The sequence below is a fragment of the Alcanivorax sp. REN37 genome (assembly GCF_041102775.1).
Classification (GTDB): Bacteria; Pseudomonadota; Gammaproteobacteria; order Pseudomonadales; family Alcanivoracaceae; genus Isoalcanivorax; species Isoalcanivorax beigongshangi.
The window spans coordinates 1,901,738-1,920,988 of sequence record NZ_JBGCUO010000001.1; the positions used below are offsets into that span (position 1 = coordinate 1,901,738).

18 protein-coding genes and 1 tRNA gene are annotated in these 19,251 nt (G+C 63.3%); 12 read left to right on the forward strand and 7 right to left on the reverse strand.

Annotation, left to right across the window (positions count from 1 at the left end; genetic code table 11):
- Positions 1-28 precede the first annotated feature (28 nt).
- Positions 29-646 (reverse strand): DUF924 family protein, encoded by a 618-nt coding sequence (locus tag AB5I84_RS08610; RefSeq protein ID WP_369455446.1) that lies wholly within the window; start codon positions 644-646, stop codon positions 29-31.
- A 179-nt stretch (positions 647-825) separates the two neighbouring features.
- On the opposite strand from AB5I84_RS08610, the gene AB5I84_RS08615 reads away from it, so the two are divergent.
- The 3 genes from AB5I84_RS08615 to AB5I84_RS08625 all read left to right on the forward strand — a co-directional run bounded on the left by AB5I84_RS08615 (position 826) and on the right by AB5I84_RS08625 (position 4,664).
- Positions 826-2,859, forward strand: a complete 2,034-nt coding sequence (locus AB5I84_RS08615) for a neutral/alkaline non-lysosomal ceramidase N-terminal domain-containing protein (protein ID WP_369455447.1) — start codon at positions 826-828, stop codon at positions 2,857-2,859.
- A 65-nt stretch (positions 2,860-2,924) separates the two neighbouring features.
- A complete protein-coding gene (locus AB5I84_RS08620) occupies positions 2,925-3,503 on the forward strand; it encodes a hypothetical protein (RefSeq protein ID WP_369455448.1) in 579 nt (192 codons plus the stop codon).
- Positions 3,504-3,521: 18 nt separating this feature from the next.
- Entirely contained in the window at positions 3,522-4,664 is a 1,143-nt protein-coding gene (locus tag AB5I84_RS08625) for a CaiB/BaiF CoA transferase family protein (RefSeq protein WP_369455449.1), read from the forward strand.
- A gap of 54 nt (positions 4,665-4,718) precedes the next feature.
- Here the strand turns inward: AB5I84_RS08625 and cydX are convergent, their stop codons facing one another.
- The 3 genes from cydX to AB5I84_RS08640 are packed head-to-tail and all read right to left on the reverse strand — an operon-like array spanning position 4,719 to position 7,562.
- Entirely contained in the window at positions 4,719-4,841 is a 123-nt protein-coding gene (cydX, locus tag AB5I84_RS08630) for a cytochrome bd-I oxidase subunit CydX (RefSeq protein WP_369455450.1), read from the reverse strand.
- A gap of 13 nt (positions 4,842-4,854) precedes the next feature.
- The gene (gene cydB / locus AB5I84_RS08635; RefSeq protein WP_369455451.1) at positions 4,855-5,985 is read right to left on the reverse strand and encodes a cytochrome d ubiquinol oxidase subunit II; all 1,131 of its coding nucleotides are present in this window, start codon (positions 5,983-5,985) and stop codon (positions 4,855-4,857) included.
- 11 nt (positions 5,986-5,996) lie between these two features.
- On the reverse strand, positions 5,997-7,562 hold the full coding sequence (locus AB5I84_RS08640; RefSeq protein ID WP_369455452.1) for a cytochrome ubiquinol oxidase subunit I: 1,566 nt from the start codon (positions 7,560-7,562) through the stop codon (positions 5,997-5,999).
- A 431-nt stretch (positions 7,563-7,993) separates the two neighbouring features.
- Between AB5I84_RS08640 and cydD the strand changes: the two genes are divergently transcribed.
- Both cydD and cydC read left to right on the forward strand, forming a co-directional pair.
- Positions 7,994-9,613 carry a thiol reductant ABC exporter subunit CydD gene (cydD, locus tag AB5I84_RS08645; protein ID WP_369455453.1) on the forward strand — a complete coding sequence of 540 codons (1,620 nt, stop codon included), beginning with the start codon at positions 7,994-7,996 and terminating at the stop codon, positions 9,611-9,613.
- Positions 9,606-11,282, forward strand: a complete 1,677-nt coding sequence (gene cydC / locus AB5I84_RS08650) for a thiol reductant ABC exporter subunit CydC (protein WP_369455454.1) — start codon at positions 9,606-9,608, stop codon at positions 11,280-11,282. Before cydD ends, cydC begins: the two co-directional genes overlap by 8 nt.
- A gap of 696 nt (positions 11,283-11,978) precedes the next feature.
- On the opposite strand, the gene AB5I84_RS08655 is transcribed toward cydC, so the two are convergent.
- Positions 11,979-12,632 (reverse strand): hypothetical protein, encoded by a 654-nt coding sequence (locus tag AB5I84_RS08655; RefSeq protein WP_369455455.1) that lies wholly within the window; start codon positions 12,630-12,632, stop codon positions 11,979-11,981.
- Positions 12,632-13,324 carry a hypothetical protein gene (locus AB5I84_RS08660; RefSeq protein WP_369455456.1) on the reverse strand — a complete coding sequence of 231 codons (693 nt, stop codon included), beginning with the start codon at positions 13,322-13,324 and terminating at the stop codon, positions 12,632-12,634. The genes AB5I84_RS08655 and AB5I84_RS08660 overlap by 1 nt, the downstream gene beginning before the upstream one ends.
- A gap of 565 nt (positions 13,325-13,889) precedes the next feature.
- On the opposite strand from AB5I84_RS08660, the gene AB5I84_RS08665 reads away from it, so the two are divergent.
- The 7 genes from AB5I84_RS08665 to AB5I84_RS08695 all read left to right on the forward strand — a co-directional run bounded on the left by AB5I84_RS08665 (position 13,890) and on the right by AB5I84_RS08695 (position 17,680).
- A tRNA-Thr gene (locus AB5I84_RS08665) sits at positions 13,890-13,965 on the forward strand.
- A 211-nt stretch (positions 13,966-14,176) separates the two neighbouring features.
- Positions 14,177-14,431 carry a helix-turn-helix domain-containing protein gene (locus AB5I84_RS08670; RefSeq protein ID WP_369455457.1) on the forward strand — a complete coding sequence of 85 codons (255 nt, stop codon included), beginning with the start codon at positions 14,177-14,179 and terminating at the stop codon, positions 14,429-14,431.
- A gap of 163 nt (positions 14,432-14,594) precedes the next feature.
- On the forward strand, positions 14,595-14,780 hold the full coding sequence (locus AB5I84_RS08675; protein ID WP_369455458.1) for an aminoglycoside phosphotransferase family protein: 186 nt from the start codon (positions 14,595-14,597) through the stop codon (positions 14,778-14,780).
- A gap of 49 nt (positions 14,781-14,829) precedes the next feature.
- A complete protein-coding gene (locus AB5I84_RS08680) occupies positions 14,830-15,222 on the forward strand; it encodes an ArsR/SmtB family transcription factor (RefSeq protein ID WP_439650198.1) in 393 nt (130 codons plus the stop codon).
- Positions 15,222-15,635: an arsenate reductase (glutaredoxin) gene (arsC, locus tag AB5I84_RS08685; RefSeq protein WP_369455459.1), complete on the forward strand. Its 414-nt coding sequence runs from the start codon at positions 15,222-15,224 to the stop codon at positions 15,633-15,635. The genes AB5I84_RS08680 and arsC overlap by 1 nt, the downstream gene beginning before the upstream one ends.
- Positions 15,632-16,357, forward strand: coding sequence for an arsenical resistance protein ArsH (arsH, locus tag AB5I84_RS08690; RefSeq protein ID WP_369455460.1), 726 nt, complete (start codon positions 15,632-15,634; stop codon positions 16,355-16,357). The genes arsC and arsH overlap by 4 nt, the downstream gene beginning before the upstream one ends.
- 12 nt (positions 16,358-16,369) lie before the next feature.
- Entirely contained in the window at positions 16,370-17,680 is a 1,311-nt protein-coding gene (locus AB5I84_RS08695) for an arsenic transporter (RefSeq protein WP_369455461.1), read from the forward strand.
- A gap of 208 nt (positions 17,681-17,888) precedes the next feature.
- Here the strand turns inward: AB5I84_RS08695 and AB5I84_RS08700 are convergent, their stop codons facing one another.
- Positions 17,889-18,593, reverse strand: a complete 705-nt coding sequence (locus tag AB5I84_RS08700) for a pentapeptide repeat-containing protein (RefSeq protein WP_369455462.1) — start codon at positions 18,591-18,593, stop codon at positions 17,889-17,891.
- Between the last annotated feature and the right edge of the window lie 658 nt (positions 18,594-19,251).

A 19,251-nucleotide genomic window follows, 5' to 3' on the forward strand; every position in this document is an offset into this window, starting at 1 on the left:
GCGGCCACCCCATGGCGGCCGCTGTCAGTCATTGCCCGTAGCGGTTGGCAGTTTCCAAATACGCCTGTTCTGCTGCGCTGGTCTCACGCCCAAACACCTCATTGCGGTGCGGGAAACGACCAAATTTGGCGATCACTTCCGCATGATCCCGAGCAAAGTGGCTGAACACCGCATAATGCTCCGCCACCGCCGCCGGCACCTCCGGCTCCAACGCAGCAAAACGAGCCACGCTGATGGCTTGAATATCGGCATCTTCGGCGTGCATGAGCGGCATATAGAAAAACGCCCGCCCCAGTGGCGGCAGCTGCAGATCCATGCCACGGGCTAGCCCTTCCATCACCAGCGTCAGCGCGCGGTGATCGCCGGCAAACGCCTGCGCACTGCCGCGATGGATATTGCGGGTGAACTGATCGAGCACCAGCACCAGCGCCAAGCGGCCTTCCGGGCGCTCTTCCCACTCCACCAGTTCCTGCATCAGCGCCGCGTCCACCAGCGCGCCGAATTCACGCTCGATGTCATCATCAAAGGCGGCGCCGCCGTTGAACCAGCGCTGAGCCACTGCGTCAGCCGGCCAGTGATGGGCCAGCCCATCGGCAAACCAGAAATCCAGAACCACCTGCCACGGCGGCGTACCATAGCCCTGCATGCTGTGTCCTCCCGGTTGCACAGAGCGACAGTGTACTCGCGCCGGACGCCGTATTGATTGCAGTGCCGACCGCCGCCATTGTCTCCAGCGCCGACGTCGCGGGAGCCGGCGCCCCATAGCGTGCCGGCACCCAGACGCGCACAATGCGGCACCTTCGTTCCATATAAATGAGAGTACCGATGCCTGTCCGTTTCCGCCGCCTGCGTCGCGGCTTGTTGATGACGCTGTTGCTGACCACAGTCGCGGCGCTGGCCGGGCTGGTGCACACCGCCTGGCCATTCGTGGTCTACCCGGCCCAAACTCTGGCGATGCCCCACGTTAACGTGGCGCCGGCGGAGGCCATCAGCGTGCCGGTGGCGGGCGTGGCAGAAGTGGATATCACACCGCCGATCGGCATCCCCAAGTTTGGTTTCTCGGCTTGGTCACGGCCGGCGGATGGCTTCCGCACCCGGCTCAAGGCCCGCGCGCTCTACCTGCACCTGCCCGGGCAAACCCCGCTCGCGCTGGTGACCCTGGATCTGGGCGCCGGCTCGCAGGTGCTGCATCGACAGGTAGCGGCCCGCATTGCCGACACCGGCGTCGCCGCCCATGCGCTGCTGCTGCAGGTCACCCACACCCACGCGGGCCCCGGCCAGTATTTGGATAGCGACTTCTACAACACTTTTGGCAGTAACCTGCCCGGTTTTGATGCGGAACTGACCGCGTTCCTTGCCGAACGGATTGCCGCGGCGGTGCAGCAAGCCCAGGCCGAACGGCGACCGGTGCAACTGGCGGTAGGTACCAGCACGGTGCGCGGCTGGACCCGCAACCGGTCGCTGGCCGCTTGGGCGCGCAACCATGACATGCCCGAATCGGCGCTCACCGATGATCTTGCTTACCAAGCGGTGAACCCGACGCTGACCATGCTACGGGTTGATCTGCAAGGCGATGATGGCCAGTTCCACCCCGCCGGCGCGTTCAGCTCTTATTCGATCCACGGCACTGCCATCCCGCCGTTCACTGGCCCTTGGCATGCCGACGTCTGGCACGCGCTGTCACGCAGCGTCAGCGAGCACATTGCCAGCCGCCACCCGGGGCCGTTCACGCCGGTACACGGGGTGTTCCAAGGCACTCATGCCGACAACTCGCCGGACTGGCACACCCCGCGCCGCGGCCATCCGGAAGCCGAGCGCATCGGGCACGGCTTGGCTGACACCGCCATCGCCTTGTACGAATCGCTCGGTGCCCAATTGGCGGTGCCGCAGCACACCGCCGTGGCCAGCCGTGAATTGGACCTGCTGGCACTGGGTGAGTCGCAACGCGGCGGCCTGTGCGAACGGGGCATTGTCGGCGCCGCCGTGGTCGGCTCTGCCAGCGGCGATGAGGTGTTCCCGATCTCCTCGCTGCCGTTCATCCGCCCGGGACAACCCGCCGCGGCTAACGACCACTGCCAAGGCGTGAAGCATTGGATGCTGTCGCGACTGCAAACCCTCTTGCCCGCCGACCGGCTGCCGTTCCGGCCGGTGTTCCAAGTGGCGCGCATCGATGATCTGGTGCTGATCAACCTGCCCTGGGAAGTGACGCTGGAAGCCGGCCGGCGCATGGAAGCGGCAATCAGCGAGGTCCTGCCTGAAGGCCATTGGACGCTGTTGATCTCCAGCCTCGCCACCGGCTATTTCGGCTACGCCACCACACCGGAGGAATACAGCATCCAGCACTACGAGGGCGGCCACACGCTTTATGGGCCCGGCACGGTGCCCTTCATTGCCCGTCACAGCGCAGCCCTAGCAGCAGACCTGTGGCAGCACGGCGAGGTCGCCGAGCTGGACCTCGAGCGCCCATTCACCCTGCGCAGCCGCAGTTACTGGCCCGCCACCCGCGACACCAGCGCCACGCGCCAGTGGCTGCAAGCGCCCCACTTCCACGATCGCAGCACTGAGCCGGAGCCGTTCTGGTCGTTGCAACTGCGCGCCGAAACCGCGGACCAGCTGGCTCTGCACCAGCCACTACTCAGCATCGAGTGTCGCAGCGCCGATGCGTCCTGGCAGCGCTGTGTCGGCGACGACAGCGGCGACCTCGCTATCACGCTGTTGGCACAACGCAACGACCACGGCGACTACCGGCTGCAATGGTTTAACCCGCCGGTGGCGGCTGCTGGGGAACAATACCGGCTGGTGGTGGCGGCACGCGGTAACCGCACCGCCTTTGCCAGCGAGCCGTTCCCCCAGCGCTGACCGCGGCGGGTGCAAGCGCGGGCCAGTCATGGTGCAATGCGTGTCCTGCCCACAAGGAGACGCCCATGCTGTCCCGTGCCCTGCTCCCTGCCCTGCTCGTTTCACTGCTGGCTGGCTGCGCCAGCACTACTGAGATCCGCGCCCGCAACACTGAGCCCCCAAGCCTCAAGCCCGGCACTGTGTTGCTGGCGGCCCGTTCTCCGGATCCGGCGGTGCGGCGGCAATGGGAGCAAGCCTGCGCGCCGGGGCTGAAACGCGCTGGCGTCACGGTGATGATGGCGCACCAGCAACTGCCGGGCTGGTACGAAAACGATAACGACGCCTTACAACACTGGGCCGATGGCGCCGGTGTCAGCCAACTGCTGGTGGCGGACGTGACGCCGCTGTTCACCGGCCCAGCACAACATCCCAGCGACCAGCCCTGGGGCAATCACCAGGGCCACCTGGATGACGCCGCAGTGATGCCCAGCGCCCGCGAATACCGCGCCCTGCGCAACAGCCCCGACACCACCGTACGCACCGAAGTCCAATTAGTGATGGACGGCAAGTTGGCTTGGGTTGGGGACCTCTACACCGACGAGGCTAACCAAATTGCCGCCGTCGCCCGCAGTCAATGCCGCGCCCTCGGCGCGCTGCTGCGCTGATTCACAGGAGTACTGACCATGGCAGGACCTCTAGCGGGCATCCGCATCATCGAGCTGGCCGGCATCGGCCCGGGGCCGTTCTGCGGCATGATGCTGGCGGACATGGGCGCGGAAGTGATCCGCGTCGATCGCGCCCAAATCAACCCGGTGGCCGCCATCGGCCACGGAGTGTTATTCCGCAACCGGCGCAGCATTGCGCTGGACCTGAAGCATGCGGACGGCCGCGATGCACTGCTCGACTTGGTAGCAAGCGCCGACGGCCTGATCGAGGGCTACCGCCCCGGCGTCACCGAGCGTCTTGGCGTCGGCCCCGACGCCTGCTTGGCACGCAATCCAAAATTGGTTTACGGCCGCATGACCGGCTGGGGTCAGCAAGGCCCGCTGGCGCAGGTGGCCGGCCACGACATCAACTACATTGCGCTCGGCGGCGCGCTGCACGCCATGGGCCGCGCCGGCGAGAAACCCGCGATTCCGCTCAATTTGGTCGGCGACTTCGGTGGCGGCGGCATGTTGCTGGCCTACGGCATGGTGTGTGCGCTGCTGTCCGCCCAACGCACGGGCGCGGGTCAGGTCATTGATGCCGCCATGATCGATGGCACCTCGCTGCTGATGGCGATGTTCCATGACTTGCAGCACCAAGGCTTGTTCAGCGACCAGCGCGGCACTCACATGCTCGACTCCGGTGCGCCCTATTACGAGGTGTACGAAACCGCCGACGGCCACTGGATTGCCCTCGGCAGCATCGAACCGCAGTTCTATGCGCTGCTGTGCCAGTTGCTGGAATTGCCGGCCGACCAGTTCGCGGCACAGAACGATGTCGCCAGTTGGCCGGCGCAGAAACAGGCGCTCACGGCGTTGTTTAAGACCCGCAGCCGTGAGCAATGGTGCGAATTATTGGAAGGCACGGATGTGTGCTTCGCGCCGGTGCTGTCGCTCGCAGAAATGCCCGATCACCCGCACCACCGAGCCCGCAGTGCTTTCGTCGAGGTTGGCGGCCAGCGCCAGCCGGCCCCGGCGCCGCGCTTCTCTGCGACCCCCGCCGGCACACCACAGCCGGCACAGCCGCCGGGCACCCACACCCGCGACGTTCTTGCTGACTGGGGGTTCGATGCACAGCGTATCGATCAGCTGCTGGCCAGCGGCGGCGCTCACCAACGCTGAACCGCGCCCATTAAAAACGCCGGCATTAAGCCGGCGTTTTTGTTGCTGAGTCGATCAGTCCTGTTCGGCTGACAGCTTGCGCTTCTGACTATCTTCGTGCAGCTCGAACCACATGGCGTTCAGAATGCCAAAGGTGCAGGCCAAGCCCACGCCCAGTACCCAAGTGAAATACCACATCGTCGTCAGCTCCTCAGTACATGTCTTTGGTGACGTCAGATTCGCTCACGCGGCCCCACAGCACCTTGTAAACCCAGGCGGTGTAGAACAGCACGATCGGCAGGAAGATTGCGGTGCAGATCAGCATGATCCATAGAGTGGTGTGGCTGGACGAACTGTCCCACACCATCAGACTGTGAGCCGGGTGGGTGCTGCTCGGCAGGATCACCGGGAACATGGTCACGCCGACGGTGGCAATGATGCCGGTCACCGACAGCTTGGAGCCGATGAAGCTCCAAGCGCCACGGCGCGTGGCCAAACCGACCGCCGCCAGCAATGCCCCGAGCAGACCGGCCGCCGGCGCCAGCCACAGCAGCGGCATGTCGCGGAAGTTCTGCAGCCAGTAGCCAGCAGTCAGCGTCATTTCCTTACGCAGCGGGTTGCTGGGGCCGTGGGGGTCCATGGTGGTCAACAGCTGGTAACCGTCCATGTTGGCGATCCAAATGCCCCCGGCAGCGAACAGCACTATCACCGCCACCGCCGCCGCAACACCGTAACGGCGCGCGCGCTCCATCGGCTCACCATCCGCTTTCAACTGCAGATAAGTGGCACCGTGCATCACCAGCATCGACAGCGCCACCAACCCGCACAGCAGTGCGAACGGGTTGAGCAGGCCGAAGAAGGAGCCGGTGTAGAACGGGCGCAGGTCAGTGTCGAAGTGGAACGGCACGCCCTGCAGCACGTTGCCGAGCGCCACGCCGAAGATCAACGGCGGCAGCACCCCGGCATAGCACAGCACCGCATCCCAGCGCGCCCGCCAAGCGGCGTCCGGTCGTTTGGAGCGGAACTTGAACGCCACCGGCCGCAGGATGAACGCCGACAGCACCAAGATCATCGCCAAGTAGAAACCGGAAAAAGTCACTGCGTACAGCGCCGGCCACGCGGCAAAAATGGCACCGCCGCCGAGGATCAACCACACCTGGTTGCCTTCCCAAACCGGACCGACAGTGTTGATCACCTGCCGCCGCTGGCCGTCGTTGCGGGCCACTGCGGGCAGCAGTGCTGCCACGCCCATGTCAAAACCGTCAGTGAGCGCAAAACCGATCAACAGGATGCCGATCAGGGCCCACCAGATCACGCGCAAGGTTTCGTAATCGAGCAACATGGCAACCCTCCTCAGGCGTCGCTGGAGACAAGAACGGACGGCCGCTGTTCCACATCGTCGTGGTCAGGCTGCGGTCCCTTGCGGATATAGGTGATCATCAGGCGGATCTCGATCACCGCCAAGACCGTGTACAGCACCATGAAGCCGGCCAGCGAAATCAGCAGATCGGTCACGGTGAGCGAACTTACACCGAGGAAGGTTGGCAGCACCCCTTCGATGATCCACGGCTGCCGACCGTACTCGGCGACCAGCCAGCCTAGCTCCGCTGCGATCCACGGCAGCGGCAGCAGCAGCACGCCAACGCGGAGCGCCCAACGTGGAATGGTGCGCCGCAGCGAGGTGAAGTAGAACGCCGCGCCGAATACCAGGATGAAGAAGAAACCGATTGCCACCATGAAACGGAAGGCGAAGAACAGCGCCGCCACGTTCGGCAACATGTCGGAGACCGCCGCAGAAATTTGTGCGTCGGTGGCCTCACGCGGGTCCGCGGTATACTGCTTGAGCATCAGCGCGTAACCCATGTACTGCTGGTTTTCCAAAAACGCCTGCCGCGCCGCCGGATCGTTAGGCGAGTGCTTTAAGGTCTCCAGCGCGTCGTAGGCCACCAAGCCGTCACGGATGTGCAGCTCAGACAGCTTCAGCAGATCGAGGATGCCGGGGATTTCTTTGTCCACACTGCGGGTGGCAATCAGGCCCATCATCCACGGCACGCGCACCTCGTAGTGGGTGGTCTGCGCCTCGCGGTCAGGCACGCCGAAGATGGTGAACGACGCCGGTGCGTCCTCGGTGTGCCACATGCCCTCAATCATCGCCAGCTTCATTTTCTGGTTGTCGGTAATCGCGTAGCCAGACTCGTCACCGAGCACCACCACTGACATGGCGGACGCCAGACCGAAGGAAGCCGCGACTACTAACGAACGGCGCGCGATGTCAGTGTGACGGTTCTTAAGCAGGTAGTAGCAGCTGATCGCCAACACGAACACCGCACCGGTGACATAGCCAGCGGCCACCGTGTGCACGAACTTGGCCTGGGCCACCGGGTTGAACAGCACCTCGACGAAGTTGGTCACTTCCATGCGCATGGTGTCTGGATTGAACAGAGAGCCCACCGGGTTCTGCATCCAGCCGTTGGCAATCAGGATCCACAGCGCCGACAGGTTGGAGCCCAGCGCAACCAGCCACGTCACCATCAAGTGCTGCAAGCGGCTGAGTTTGTCCCAACCGAAGAAGAACAGGCCCACCAATGTGGCTTCGAGGAAGAACGCCATCAGGCCTTCAAGCGCCAGCGGTGCACCGAAAATATCACCGACATAGTGGCTGTAGAACGCCCAGTTGGTACCGAACTGGAACTCCATCACCACGCCGGTGGCGACGCCCATGGCGAAGTTGATACCGAACAGAGTGCCCCAGAACTTGGTCATGTCCCGCCAGATCTTGCGTCCGGTCATGACATAGACGCTTTCCATGATGGCAAGCAGGAATGAGAGGCCGAGGGTTAGAGGAACGAAGAGGAAGTGGTACATGGCTGTCAGTGCAAACTGAAGCCGGGACAACTCCACCAGTGTGGCGTCGATCATGCCGTTTTCTCCCACAGTGAGACGCGACGGTGCACCCGCTGATCCGGACACGGATGCAGCCGGAGGAGAGTTGTACCGTCCGCTGCGGCGCCACGCCATGCCGTGGATCAACTGTCGGCGAGAATAGCACCGTGCCGATCGGGTTTCACTTGCACTTTGGATGTTCGTCCCCATGGCACAGGCCGCGCCACCTTAGCCGCAGCCATCACCGCTAGGGTGCGGCAAAACGCCGCTGCTGACGCTTTCACCACCTGCGGCAACCAGCCGGCAGCAAAGGAAAGATGAGTCGCGGCGCTGGTGCGGCTACCATGGGCCTCCCTGCCTGGGGCCATGAGGCCGCAGTAACGCCGCTTACCAGGACGACCGCCAACTCGATGCACGCACATTCTTCACCTGCACCCGACACGCCCCCGGCAACCGCGAAACAGTGGTTGCGCCAACAAGCCCTGCTGGCTGGCAACGCCCGTCACCGCTTGCGATGGCTGGCGTGCCTCGATGCAGTGTTCGCGGTGCTGCAGGCGGCACTGCTGGCGTGGCTGGCTGCCACCGTGGTCACCGGCGATGGCGCCATCCTGCAGCCGGCGCTGGCTTTGGCGGCGCTGCTGCTGGTACGGGTGGCGGCCGGTTCGGCACGCTCGCTCGCTAGCGCCACCGTGGCGGCGCGCGTCACCCGTGGCGTGCGCAGCGAGGTGGCGGAGGCGCTGTTGTACCGGCCGGCACGTGATGACGCGCCCGGCACACTGAGCACATTACTGCTGGAACACACCCGCGCCGTGGGCGCTTATCACGGCGGCTACGCGGTGCAGCAGTCGGTGGGCGGCGTTGCCACCATCTTGTTCCTGGCGGTGGCCTTCAGCGTCGATTGGGTCGTCGGGCTAGTGTTCCTGATCACCGCGCCGCTGATCCCGCTGTTCATGATCTTGGTGGGCACCGGCGCCCAACGGGCTGCTGACCAACAGCTACGCAGCCTTGAATTTCTCGGCGGCTATTTCATCGACCGCGTGCGCGGCGCCCTCACCCTACGTGTGTTCGGTCGCGAAAAAGCGGAAGTCGAAAGCGTCCACAAAGCCAGCGGCGCGTTCCGCGACCACACCATGAAAGTGCTGCGCATTGCCTTCCTCAGTTCGGCGGTGCTGGAGTTGTTCTCGGCCCTGGCCGTGGCGCTGGTGGCCGTGTATGTCGGCCTGCACCTGCTGGACTTGGTGGCCTTCGGCCCCGGCCCGTCGCTGACCTTTGGCACCGGCATGTTCCTGCTGGCGTTGGCGCCGGAGTTCTACCAGCCGCTGCGCCAGCTGGCAGCCGGCTACCATGAGCGGGCCGCCGGCATCGCTGCTGCGGACGCCCTTGCCCCGCGCTTGCAGCAACACGCCACTGACGCCCCGAGCCAGGCGCTATCGGCTGCTCCGGGGCTGACGCTGGAACAACTGGCGTTTACTCCGTCCGGGGCCGCAAAACCGTTATTTGAGCGACTGTCGCTGCAACTGTCTGCCGGCGAATGCTTGGTGCTGCGCGGCGACAGCGGTGCCGGCAAGACCACTTTATTGCGGCTGCTAGCGGGACTGCTGCCGGCCGACCGCGGCGACATCCGCTGGGATGACCTCCCTGCCAGCGCCGCCCTGCTCGATCAGGGCAGCCTCGGCTGGGCCGGCCAGCACCCATGGGTCGTGCCCGGTTCGTTGGCCGACAATCTGCGGCTGGCCGCTCCCGAGGCCGATGACGCGGCACTGCACACCGTCCTCGCTGCGGTGGCGCTGGACCGGCTGCCGCTGGGACTGTCGACGCCGGTCAGCGAGTTCGGCGGCGGGTTGTCTGGCGGCCAGTTGCGCCGTTTGGCGCTGGCACGTGCCCTGCTCAGCCCAGCGCCAGTGCTCCTGCTGGACGAACCCACCGCTGAGCTGGACCCGCAGTTGGAACAACAGATCGTCGCCCACCTCGCGCGCCTCAAGGGTCAGCGTACGCTGGTGATCGCCACCCATTCCGAGCTGTGCGGCAGCATTGCCGACCGCACGCTGTGGCTCCCGCTCAGCGAGGAGGACGTGCGCCATGTCTGAAGCCCGCCAAGACCGCCGCTGGTTGCGGGAACTGTACCGTGAAGCCCGTTGGCCCCTGACCGGTGGCGCGCTGCTGGCATTGGTCACCGCCCTTGCCGGCACCACCTTGTTGGCCCTGTCGGGCTGGTTCATTGCCGCCGCCGCCCTAGCCGGACTCACTTCGGTGTCAGCGGCGGTGAGTTTCAATCTGCTGCAACCAAGCAGCGGCATCCGTGCGTTGGCCATTACCCGCACCGTGTCGCGCTATTTCGAGCGTCTGATCAGCCACAACGCCACCTTTACGGTGATGCAGAGCTTGCGCACACGACTGTTCGCGGCGCTGTTGGAACGCATCCCGGGACCGCTGTCGCGACTGAGTAGCGGTGAGCTGTTGGAACGTCTGCTGGGCGACGTTGAACGCTTGGAACAGGCCTGGCTGGGCCAGCAGCAACCGCTGCGCGTGGCACTGGCGATGGCGGTGGTACTGTTGGCCGTGGGCAGCCTGATGGTCGGTCCCGCCATGGCAGCGTTGATGCTGACGCTGATTGCACTCACCACGCTACTGCTGTGGCGGCTGAAACGCGCCGCGGCGCCGGCACTGGCGGCCGAGGCACGCCACCGCGACCGCGTGCGCAGCCAACTGATCCAAGCGCTACGCGGCCTGCCAGAGCTGATCAGCTTACGCCAACGGGCGCCGCTGCTACGTCAGTGGCACGGTCATTTTGATGCACTGGCGCAGATCGAAACCCGCCTCGCCGCGCGTCAGGCCGGCACCACGGTGTGGATTCAATTCATGGTGCAAGGCACCGCAGTGCTGCTGATGGCAGTGCTGGCCCGCCAGGTGCTGGCCGGCGAGCTGGCCGCCCCAATGGCCTTGGCGGCCACTCTGCTGGTGCTGGGTGCCGCAGAAATTTTGCAACCGCTCGCCGCCAGCGCGCAACGCATGCCAGCCACCGGCCAGGCGGTACGCCGCTTGCGTGAGATCGAGCAGAGCCCGGTGACACCGTCACCCTGCCTCGGCAGCGGCGTACCGCAACACCCGGACCGCTTATCCGTCAGCGGTTTGCAGTTTGCCTGGCCGAACAGTGCTCCGCTCTACGGCCCGCTCGACTTCAGCGTACGGCGCGGTACGCCGCTGGCACTGATCGGTGCCAGTGGCAGCGGCAAATCCACGCTGCTGCACCAGCTGATGGGACTGCAAGCCGGCCACGGCGTCATTCAGCTGGATGATCTGGCGCAGCACGATGCTGACCCGCACGCGTGGCGAAATGCATTTTCCCTGATGCTACAGGGCCAGCATGTATTCACCGGCACGCTGGCCGAAAACTTGCGGCTGGCGCGCGCCGATGCCAGCGACGAACAACTGTGGTCGGTATTGGAGCAGGTAGAACTGGCCGAGCTGGTACGTGAGCGTGGCGGGCTGGATTTGTGGATCGGCCCGGAGGGCCTGCACCTGTCCGGCGGCCAGGGGCGCCGCTTGGCGCTGGCGCGTTTGCTACTACGCGATGCGCCCGTGGTACTGCTGGATGAGCCGTTGACCGGCCTTGACCAACGCACTGCGGCGCTGCTGATGGAACGACTGCTGGCCGCCTTTGCTGACCGCATCCTGATCGTAGTCACCCACGATCCCCGCCATCAGGCGCTGTTTGAAAACAATGTGGTGCTGGCGGGCGATGGCTCGCTAGCTTGAGCGAGCCATCTGCTGAGGTTGGTGCCTGGAGTGCGGTCAATGCCGTTTACAGCGCCAGAGTGCGGATCGCGCAGGAGGCTGCAGCAGCTGACCTATCCTGCTGCTGCGAAGTCGCAGCCACAGACGGTGGAGTCAACGGATTGCGCACGCCTCATCGCCTCCGGCGATTCGACAGTGTGGCGGGTAACAGTGGCCAATAGTACGCGCCGCGTCATCGGCCAACGGCCAACGGCATTTTTTTGATGCGCTCTGCCGGTTGTGGCCTTCGCTCAAAATCTAAGCATCTAGAAACAAGAGGCGCCAAAGCGTGCTGCCGCTGGTTTTCTAGTCCTCAAGCTCTCCAATCCTCTGGTTCTGTGATCCTGTAGTCCTCTAGTTCCGTGGTTCCGTAGTTCCGTAGTTCCGTAGTTCCGTGATTCTGTGGTTCTGTGGTTCTGTGGTTCTGTGGTGGACAGGTAAACCACCCCCTCCTTCTGCGAGCAAATAGGTTGCTCAATCAGTGCGACAGTTTGCTCGCTCACACCCAGGTGACTCCATCCCTAGACCTGTCGAACTACCAGTGACAGAGAGATACCTGCGAACAGCACGCCCATTCTCAGGATAGAGCCCGTGGCTTCGGCGCGAAGAGGTCCGCTCAATGATTCGCCGCCCCTGATTTCCACCGGTAACCCAAGCTGATTGCCTCGCAATCGACGCCTAGGCCTGCGTTCGCCCCGCCGCCAGCCACTCGCCGGCGACATCAACGAAGGGACGCTGCTGCAGCACAAATCCACCACTCTCAAAACGCTCGGCGGCTTCCCGGCACACCGCCAAAGCCGCATCGCGTTGGTCCAGCAACACCAGCGCCATCACAGCGCTGGCGATCAGGCCTGACTGATCGGCACTTTGTTGCAAGCATCCCGCGGCGAAATCTTCCAGATTAGCGCCGCTCACAATCGCCGCTCCGCACTGCTGTGCCTGCTGCAAGCAGGCCGCTGCCATCTGCTGCGGATCAGCAAGCTCTGGCAGCACTGGGCTGCTTTGCTCCAAGGCCGGGCAAACCCAAGCGCCGGTGACACGGAAGGACAGCGGTTGCTGGTGGTTGTCCGCCAGACCCATCACATCCCAGAACAGTGGATCAAGAGCCATCGGCTTTAGCGTCACCACCAAGCGCGTAACCGCCTCGACGATGCCCACTTCCGGGCGGCAACACACTAGCCAGCCGTCTTGCTCCTTGAACAGGCTATCCTGCACCACCCGCCACTCACTGCCCTTGGCGACGCGACGTAAAGCCTTGACCAGCTCTCGGTGGTAGACGCGGCGCGCGGCCTGTTGTTCTCGGTTTAGGTGCAGGCCATGGTCAGGCGCCATCAGTCGTCCTCTCTGCTATGCGCGGATGACTCCAGCTCACTGAGCGCGCGGCGATAACTGGCCACCAGGGCATTCGGGGCCTGCTCGCCGTGGTGCAAGAGGAACACGCGCAGCGCCTGCCGGTAGCCTTCACGAAATTCAGGATTCGCAGGGCTGGCTTGCCACTGACGCCTAGCTTGTTCCACCGGTTGCTGGGCCTGGGTCATGGCGTAACGCCGGCCGAACTCAGACTGCTCCGCCATGATCACCACGTTGCGCTCGAACCCCGGCACGTACTTCACCACGAATCGCTCACCCAGTGGCGGAATGGCCACAGAGCTGCTGAGCGGATAAACGCTGGCACTGGTGGAGTCGAAACTGAACAGCACATCATCCCCCGAGGCGGTGGTCAGCACCCCTCGGTAGGCATTGATGAAGCGTTCATTGCGCTGGGATCCGGTCTGTTCCGAGGCCGTGATCACCGCACTGCCAACTGTGCCCGCAGCATTCAGGAACAAAGCGTTCACGGCTGACCCGGCGAACACATTGATCGAGCCAAGAACGAGACCAACCACCCCCAGTGACCACCAGCGGGTGTTGCCGGAGCGGAGACGCAGCAACCCGCCGATGACGAAGGCGATCGCGGCCAACAGCGCCAATGAAAGCAGGGAGTGGTTATTGAGGAAATAGAGTACAGCGGCAAGCAATGTCATCCGTTTACGCAGCCTCCGGTGCGATGCCACCGACTTCCGCGTCTCGGAAGCCGACGCGGTACTGGCTCACCGGGCCCCTCGACTGACGCCCGCGCCTGCGGCAACACATTTACGCTATGGCTGCTTGGTGTCAGCGAGATGACAACGGCCACTAGGTTGGGTGTCGCCCGCTTGAACCGAGTCGGAGTCGGAGTCCAGTGCTCATTCGCACAAAAGGTGGCGCAAGCGCCCAATAAGAGGAACTCTTACTGGCTCACCAGACTTCGTTAGCTTGCGCCATTGAAACTCGAATAAAACGCTTACCAGTTAGGATCATCTGCAAAGCCAGCTGATCATCTCGCCCCCACTCTCTGCTCTGCCCTCCGCGCTAGTAGAGCGGCCGCATGCTGCCCTTAAACCATGCTGCCGTTAAACCCACACCACTCACAGACTGCCCTTGTTTCACCGCTCAACCGCGCCCCCCAGTCACCGCCAATCTCGCCCGCCGCCACCCTGCTCTTGAAGCGCACCGCCCCGGCGTCTACACTTGCCGACCTCGCCGCCACCGCCTATCGGTACGGTCCGGGCCGTTGTAGCTCAGTTGGTAGAGCAACTGATTCGTAATCAGTAGGTCGGAGGTTCGATTCCTCTCAACGGCACCATTTCTAGTAGTTCTCTGCGTAAGCGCCCGCCAACCCTTGGGGTACAGATCGGGAACTGGGGTATATAAGCCAGCAATCAGCCCGACTTTACGTCGGTTTTCTTGTTTCTGGCTTTCAGCTTTGTACTTCGCTCCCGCCGACCAGCCAAGCTAGTGACAAGGCGTTAGCATGTCGGTCAAAAGACCTGGACGCCTGCTCTGTGGGACAACACATGAATAAAGCATTATCTATCTGGCGCGCCCGCCTGTGTATGACGCAGCGTGAAGCGGCCACTGCATTAGGCGTAGCGCTCAATACATATCAGCAGTGGGAATCCGGAAAGTCATGGAAGACCGGCAAACCGGTGTCCGCACCTCTTGTCGCGCTACTCGCCGCCGCCGCACTTGAGCACGGTCTGCAGCCGGTTACGGAAGATGGCGCACCGAAGCAGGATGGCGACGGCACGCCCGCTTACCCGCCCAGATAGTCATGAGATCTTGCCTCACTCACCACGCGTCAACTCCAGGCCACAACTAACATCGCTGGAATAGTGGTTTTCGATGCTCTGGCTTGGAGCTCGCAGCACAGGGCGGCTTGCTAGATGACAGTGCCACAACTGCTGGCCACTCCCCAGGATGCGGTCGTACTGCATGGGGGTGAGCGTTCTCGATTTTGGGCCAGCTGGGTGGCTCGCCATCGATCCGAAAGAACTACGCGGCGAGCACGGCTTCGACTACGCCAATATTTTCTGCAACCCTGACCGCGACAGCGCTTTGGCACCCGGCTGTTTCGCACGCCGGATCGAGGTAATCGCCCTTCCCCAGTTCGCACCCTAATCAGCCGCCCTCCAAGATATGAGCCCATCGGCTTCCGATCGGCATCACGTTGACGCCTCAACATCATGTCTATAATATTCGACAAATGGACAATACACAGGCTCTCGCCAGTTTTGCTGCGCTGTCTCAGGAGACGCGCCTCGACGCCTTTCAGTTGCTGGTACGCGAAGAACCGGTCGGGCTGCCCGCCGGTGACATTGCGCGCCGGCTGGGGGTGCCGCACAACACCATGTCAGCACATTTGGCGGTGCTGCACCGCGCCGGATTAGTCAGCTCTCAGCGGCACAGCCGCTCGATTATTTACCGCGCCAACCTGGCGCAGATGCAGGCGCTGCTGCAATTTTTGGTACGCGATTGCTGCGCCGGTCACCCCGAGCTCTGCACATCACTAGCACCCACCCAGTGCGATGCCGAGCTCTCCCTAAAAGAGGACCACCGCTGATGCGCCCCCTGATCTACCACAACCCGGCTTGCGCCACGTCGCGCAACACCTTGGCAATGATGCAAGCATCCGGCGAACAACCGGACGTGATCGAATACCTGATCAACCCTCCTGATCGCGCCCGCCTGCAACAACTGTTGTCATTGATGGACATCACCCCGCGCGCCTTGCTACGGCAGAAGGGCACGCCCTACGACGCTCTCAAATTGGACAATCCCGAGCTCAGCGACGACCAGTTGATTGATGCCATGATCGCGCACCCGATCTTGATCAACCGCCCGATCGTGGTGACCGCCCGGGGCGCTCGCCTGTGCCGCCCTTCGGAAGCGGTGTTGGCATTGCTGGCCACTCCGGTGGCGATTTTTACCAAGGAAGACGGCGAGGTGGTGCACTGGCCGGAGCCGCCTCTGTGAGCACGAATAGGCTGCCAGACCTGCCCAACATCGACCCGGTACAACTGCACCCGATCAACGTGGATGCGTTGGTGGCACCGGGCGACCCGCGCCATCCGCCACGTTTGTTGGTGCTGTACGGTTCCGTGCGGCCGCGCTCATTTTCACGCTTGTTGTCAGAGGAAGCCGCGCGCCTGCTGCGCTGGTACGGCGCGGAAGTGCGCACCTTCGACCCCTCTGGATTACCACTGCCAGATGACGCGGACGCTGCGCACCCGAAGGTGCAAACGCTGCGCGAACTGACGCAATGGGCGGAGGGGATGTTGTGGGTCAGCCCGGAACGTCACGGCGCCATGACCGCCATCATGAAAGCGCAGATCGATTGGATCCCGTTGGCGCTCGGCGGCGTACGCCCCACCCAAGGCAAGACCTTAGCGGTGATGGAGGTGTCCGGCGGCAGCCAAAGCTTCAATGCGGTGAACCAGATGCGCATCCTCGGTCGTTGGATGCGCATGCTGACCCTCCCCAACCAGTCATCGATTCCCAAGGCCTTCACCGAGTTCGATGACCATGACCGCTTGAAGCCGTCACCGCTTTACCTGCGCGTGGTGGACGTGTGTGAAGAGTTAGTGAAGTTCACCTGGCTCACTCGCAGCCGCACCGCCTACCTCAGCGATCGCTACTCAGAACGGGTCGAAACGGCCGAGGCCGTCTCGCGCCGCGTCAACCAACCTCAGCTTTAAACGGATATAGCCATGCTGGCGATAGCGATTTTTGTGGTCACCCTGACACTGGTGATCTGGCAACCAAGAGAGCTGGGCATTGGCTGGAGCGCCTTGGGCGGCGCACTGGTCGCACTGCTAGTCGGCGTGGTGCAGTGGAGCGATGTAGGGCTGGTCTGGCAGATCGTCTGGGATGCCACCTTCACCTTTATCGCGCTGATCATCATTTCACTGATTCTCGATGAGGCCGGATTCTTTGCCTGGGCCGCACTGCACATCGGCCGCTGGGGCGGCGGCCGCGGCGGGCGTTTGTTCGCGCTGGTGATTCTGCTTGGCGCACTGATTTCAGCCCTGTTTGCCAATGATGGCGCGGCGCTCCTACTGACCCCCATCGTGATGGCGATCCTGCTGCGCCTGCGTTTTTCTCCCGCAGCGGCGTTCGCGTTCATCATTGCTACCGGCTTTATTGCCGACACCGCCAGCTTGCCGCTGGTGATTTCCAATCTAGTAAACATCGTCAGTGCCAATTACTTCGGCATCGGCTTCGATCGCTACGCGCTGGTGATGGTGCCGGTGAATCTGGTCTCGGTGCTCGCCACGCTGGTGGTGCTGTGGTTGGCCTTCCGTCGCCGGGTGCCGCACTACTATGAGGTCCGCGCGCTGGAGCCACCGGCCACGGCAATCAAGGACCCGCTGGTGTTCAAGGCCGCGTTCCCACTGCTGGCCGTGTTACTGGTGGCCTATTTTGTCAGCGCGCCCCATGGCGTACCGATCTCATTGATTACCGGTGCTGCCGCGTTGGCGCTGCTGTTCATCGCCGGGCGCGGCTGGAAGCGTGGCCGCGACGCGCGCATTCCATTGATCCGCGTGCTTGCCCAAGCGCCATGGCAGATCGTGCTGTTCTCGGTGGGCATGTATCTGGTGGTGTACGGACTCGGTAACGCGGGACTGACTCATATCGGAGCGCTGGCGCTGGAGTGGCTGGCCGGGCAAGGCGCGCTGCTGGCGACGCTCGGCACCGGGGTGCTGTCCGCGCTGCTGGCATCAGTGGTCAATAACTTGCCCTCCACGCTGCTCGGCGCACTCGCCATCGAACAGGCCGAGGTGCCCGCAGCGGTGCGCGAACTAATGATCTACGCCAACGTAATCGGCAACGACCTCGGTCCAAAACTGACACCGATCGGCAGCCTGGCGACGCTGCTATGGCTGCATGTGCTGGCTGACAAGGGCGTCCGCATCAGCTGGGGTCAATACATGAAAATCGGCCTGCTGATCACACCGCCAGTGCTGCTGGCCACTCTCGCAGCACTGGCCTGGTGGCTACCGCTGCTGCAGGGGACATGATACCGGCCCAGAACTCCGGGGTTTCGGGGTTTCGGGGTTTCGGGGTTTCGGGGTTTCGGGTTTCGGGTTTCGGGTTTCGGGTTTCGGGTTTCGGGAGTCCGGGAGTCCGGGAGTCCGGGGTTTCGAGGTTTCGAGGGCCCAGGGCTTTGGACCTCTTGGCTCTGGGCTCTTAGCTTTGCCCTTTGAACACCGAGCCCCGGGCTCCGGGTCAGCCGACCCGCAACCCGAACTCGGCCAGCAAGGTGGCCGCTTGGGATGAGGAGATCAACGCTTTTGAAAATGCGTTGGAGCCAATAATCTTCAGGCCGTCCAACGCCACCTCACGCAAATCAGCGCCGGTGAAGTCGGCCTGCGGAATGTAGGCATTGCGCAGGCTGCCGCCGACAAATACTGCGTCGCGAAAGTCGCAACCGGACAGATCGGCGTCGGAAAAGTCCAGTTGTTCAAGCCGCTGCTTGCGGAACGACAGGCCGGACAGCACGGCACCCACCAGCAGCGTTTCGGAAAAATCCAGACCGAGTGCACTGATGCCTTTGAAGTTAGCGCCGGTCAGCTTGCAGCCATGGAAACGCGCCGCCGGCAACTTCGCATGCAGCCAACGACTATTATTGAAGTCGCACCCCACCAGCAGGCTCTCCGTCATCACCGTGCGCTGAAAATCACTGCCACCGCCACGGCATTGCAGCCACTGGCTCTGCTCCAGATCGGCACCGGTCCAGCGTGAACCGGCCAACTGACAACGTCGGAACACCCAGCCCCGCAGCACCAGCTTGGAAAAGTCACCGTCCAGCACGCAGTCTTCCAGCAGCCAAGGCCCGTCATCTTCGGCCAGACAAGCGGCCAACTGGCTGCGCGTCAACGTGAGCTTGCGCTGGCTACGCGCCGGTGGGAAATCCGCCGTATCCAATGTCATCAGTGTCACCTTGCAGCGGCGGCAGGCAGCCGATCCTGCACGCCGCAAAAAATATGTGGTCGGATTCCGCCCTAACGCGGGGTGCCGTGGCGAGCGGATGTCGCTCTGGGCGGCATGGGCGATATGGGTGGCTTGATGAGCGACAGAGTCAGTCGCTCCACCCCGCACACCGCCGACGGTTTTTCGGCCCTGCACATGGCGTCGACCCGCCCGCCGCGCTCGCAATCCAGGCGGCCCTAATCCCCGCCTCACAGCAAGACAAAAACGGCCGGCGCTCCGGCACCACGCTTAACCCCAGCCACGCCGAAGGGACCTGCCTGCGAGCTAGCGCAGTAAGCAACAAGACTCTGGTCCTACCCTGCCCCTTGCCTGCGGGTGCAGGTGCCCACTTGGCCCATCACAGCCGCTCCGGCCAGGGCACCGTGGCAATACCGGTACGTCTATCCCGATTGTATGGCCCGGTCGCTCAACCAACATGAACACCTGGCATCCAAACCACCGCCAATGAGTCAATAAAGGTTCAAATTAGTCTTTATTGAATCGGCACGCATGCTACCGCTTTTAGCGCGCGAGGCAATATCTGCGAACAAGCAATCAGCCCCAATCCAGAGCGCTCCATCAGGCAAAAAAAAGCCCGGCAAAGCCGGGCCGTTGCAAA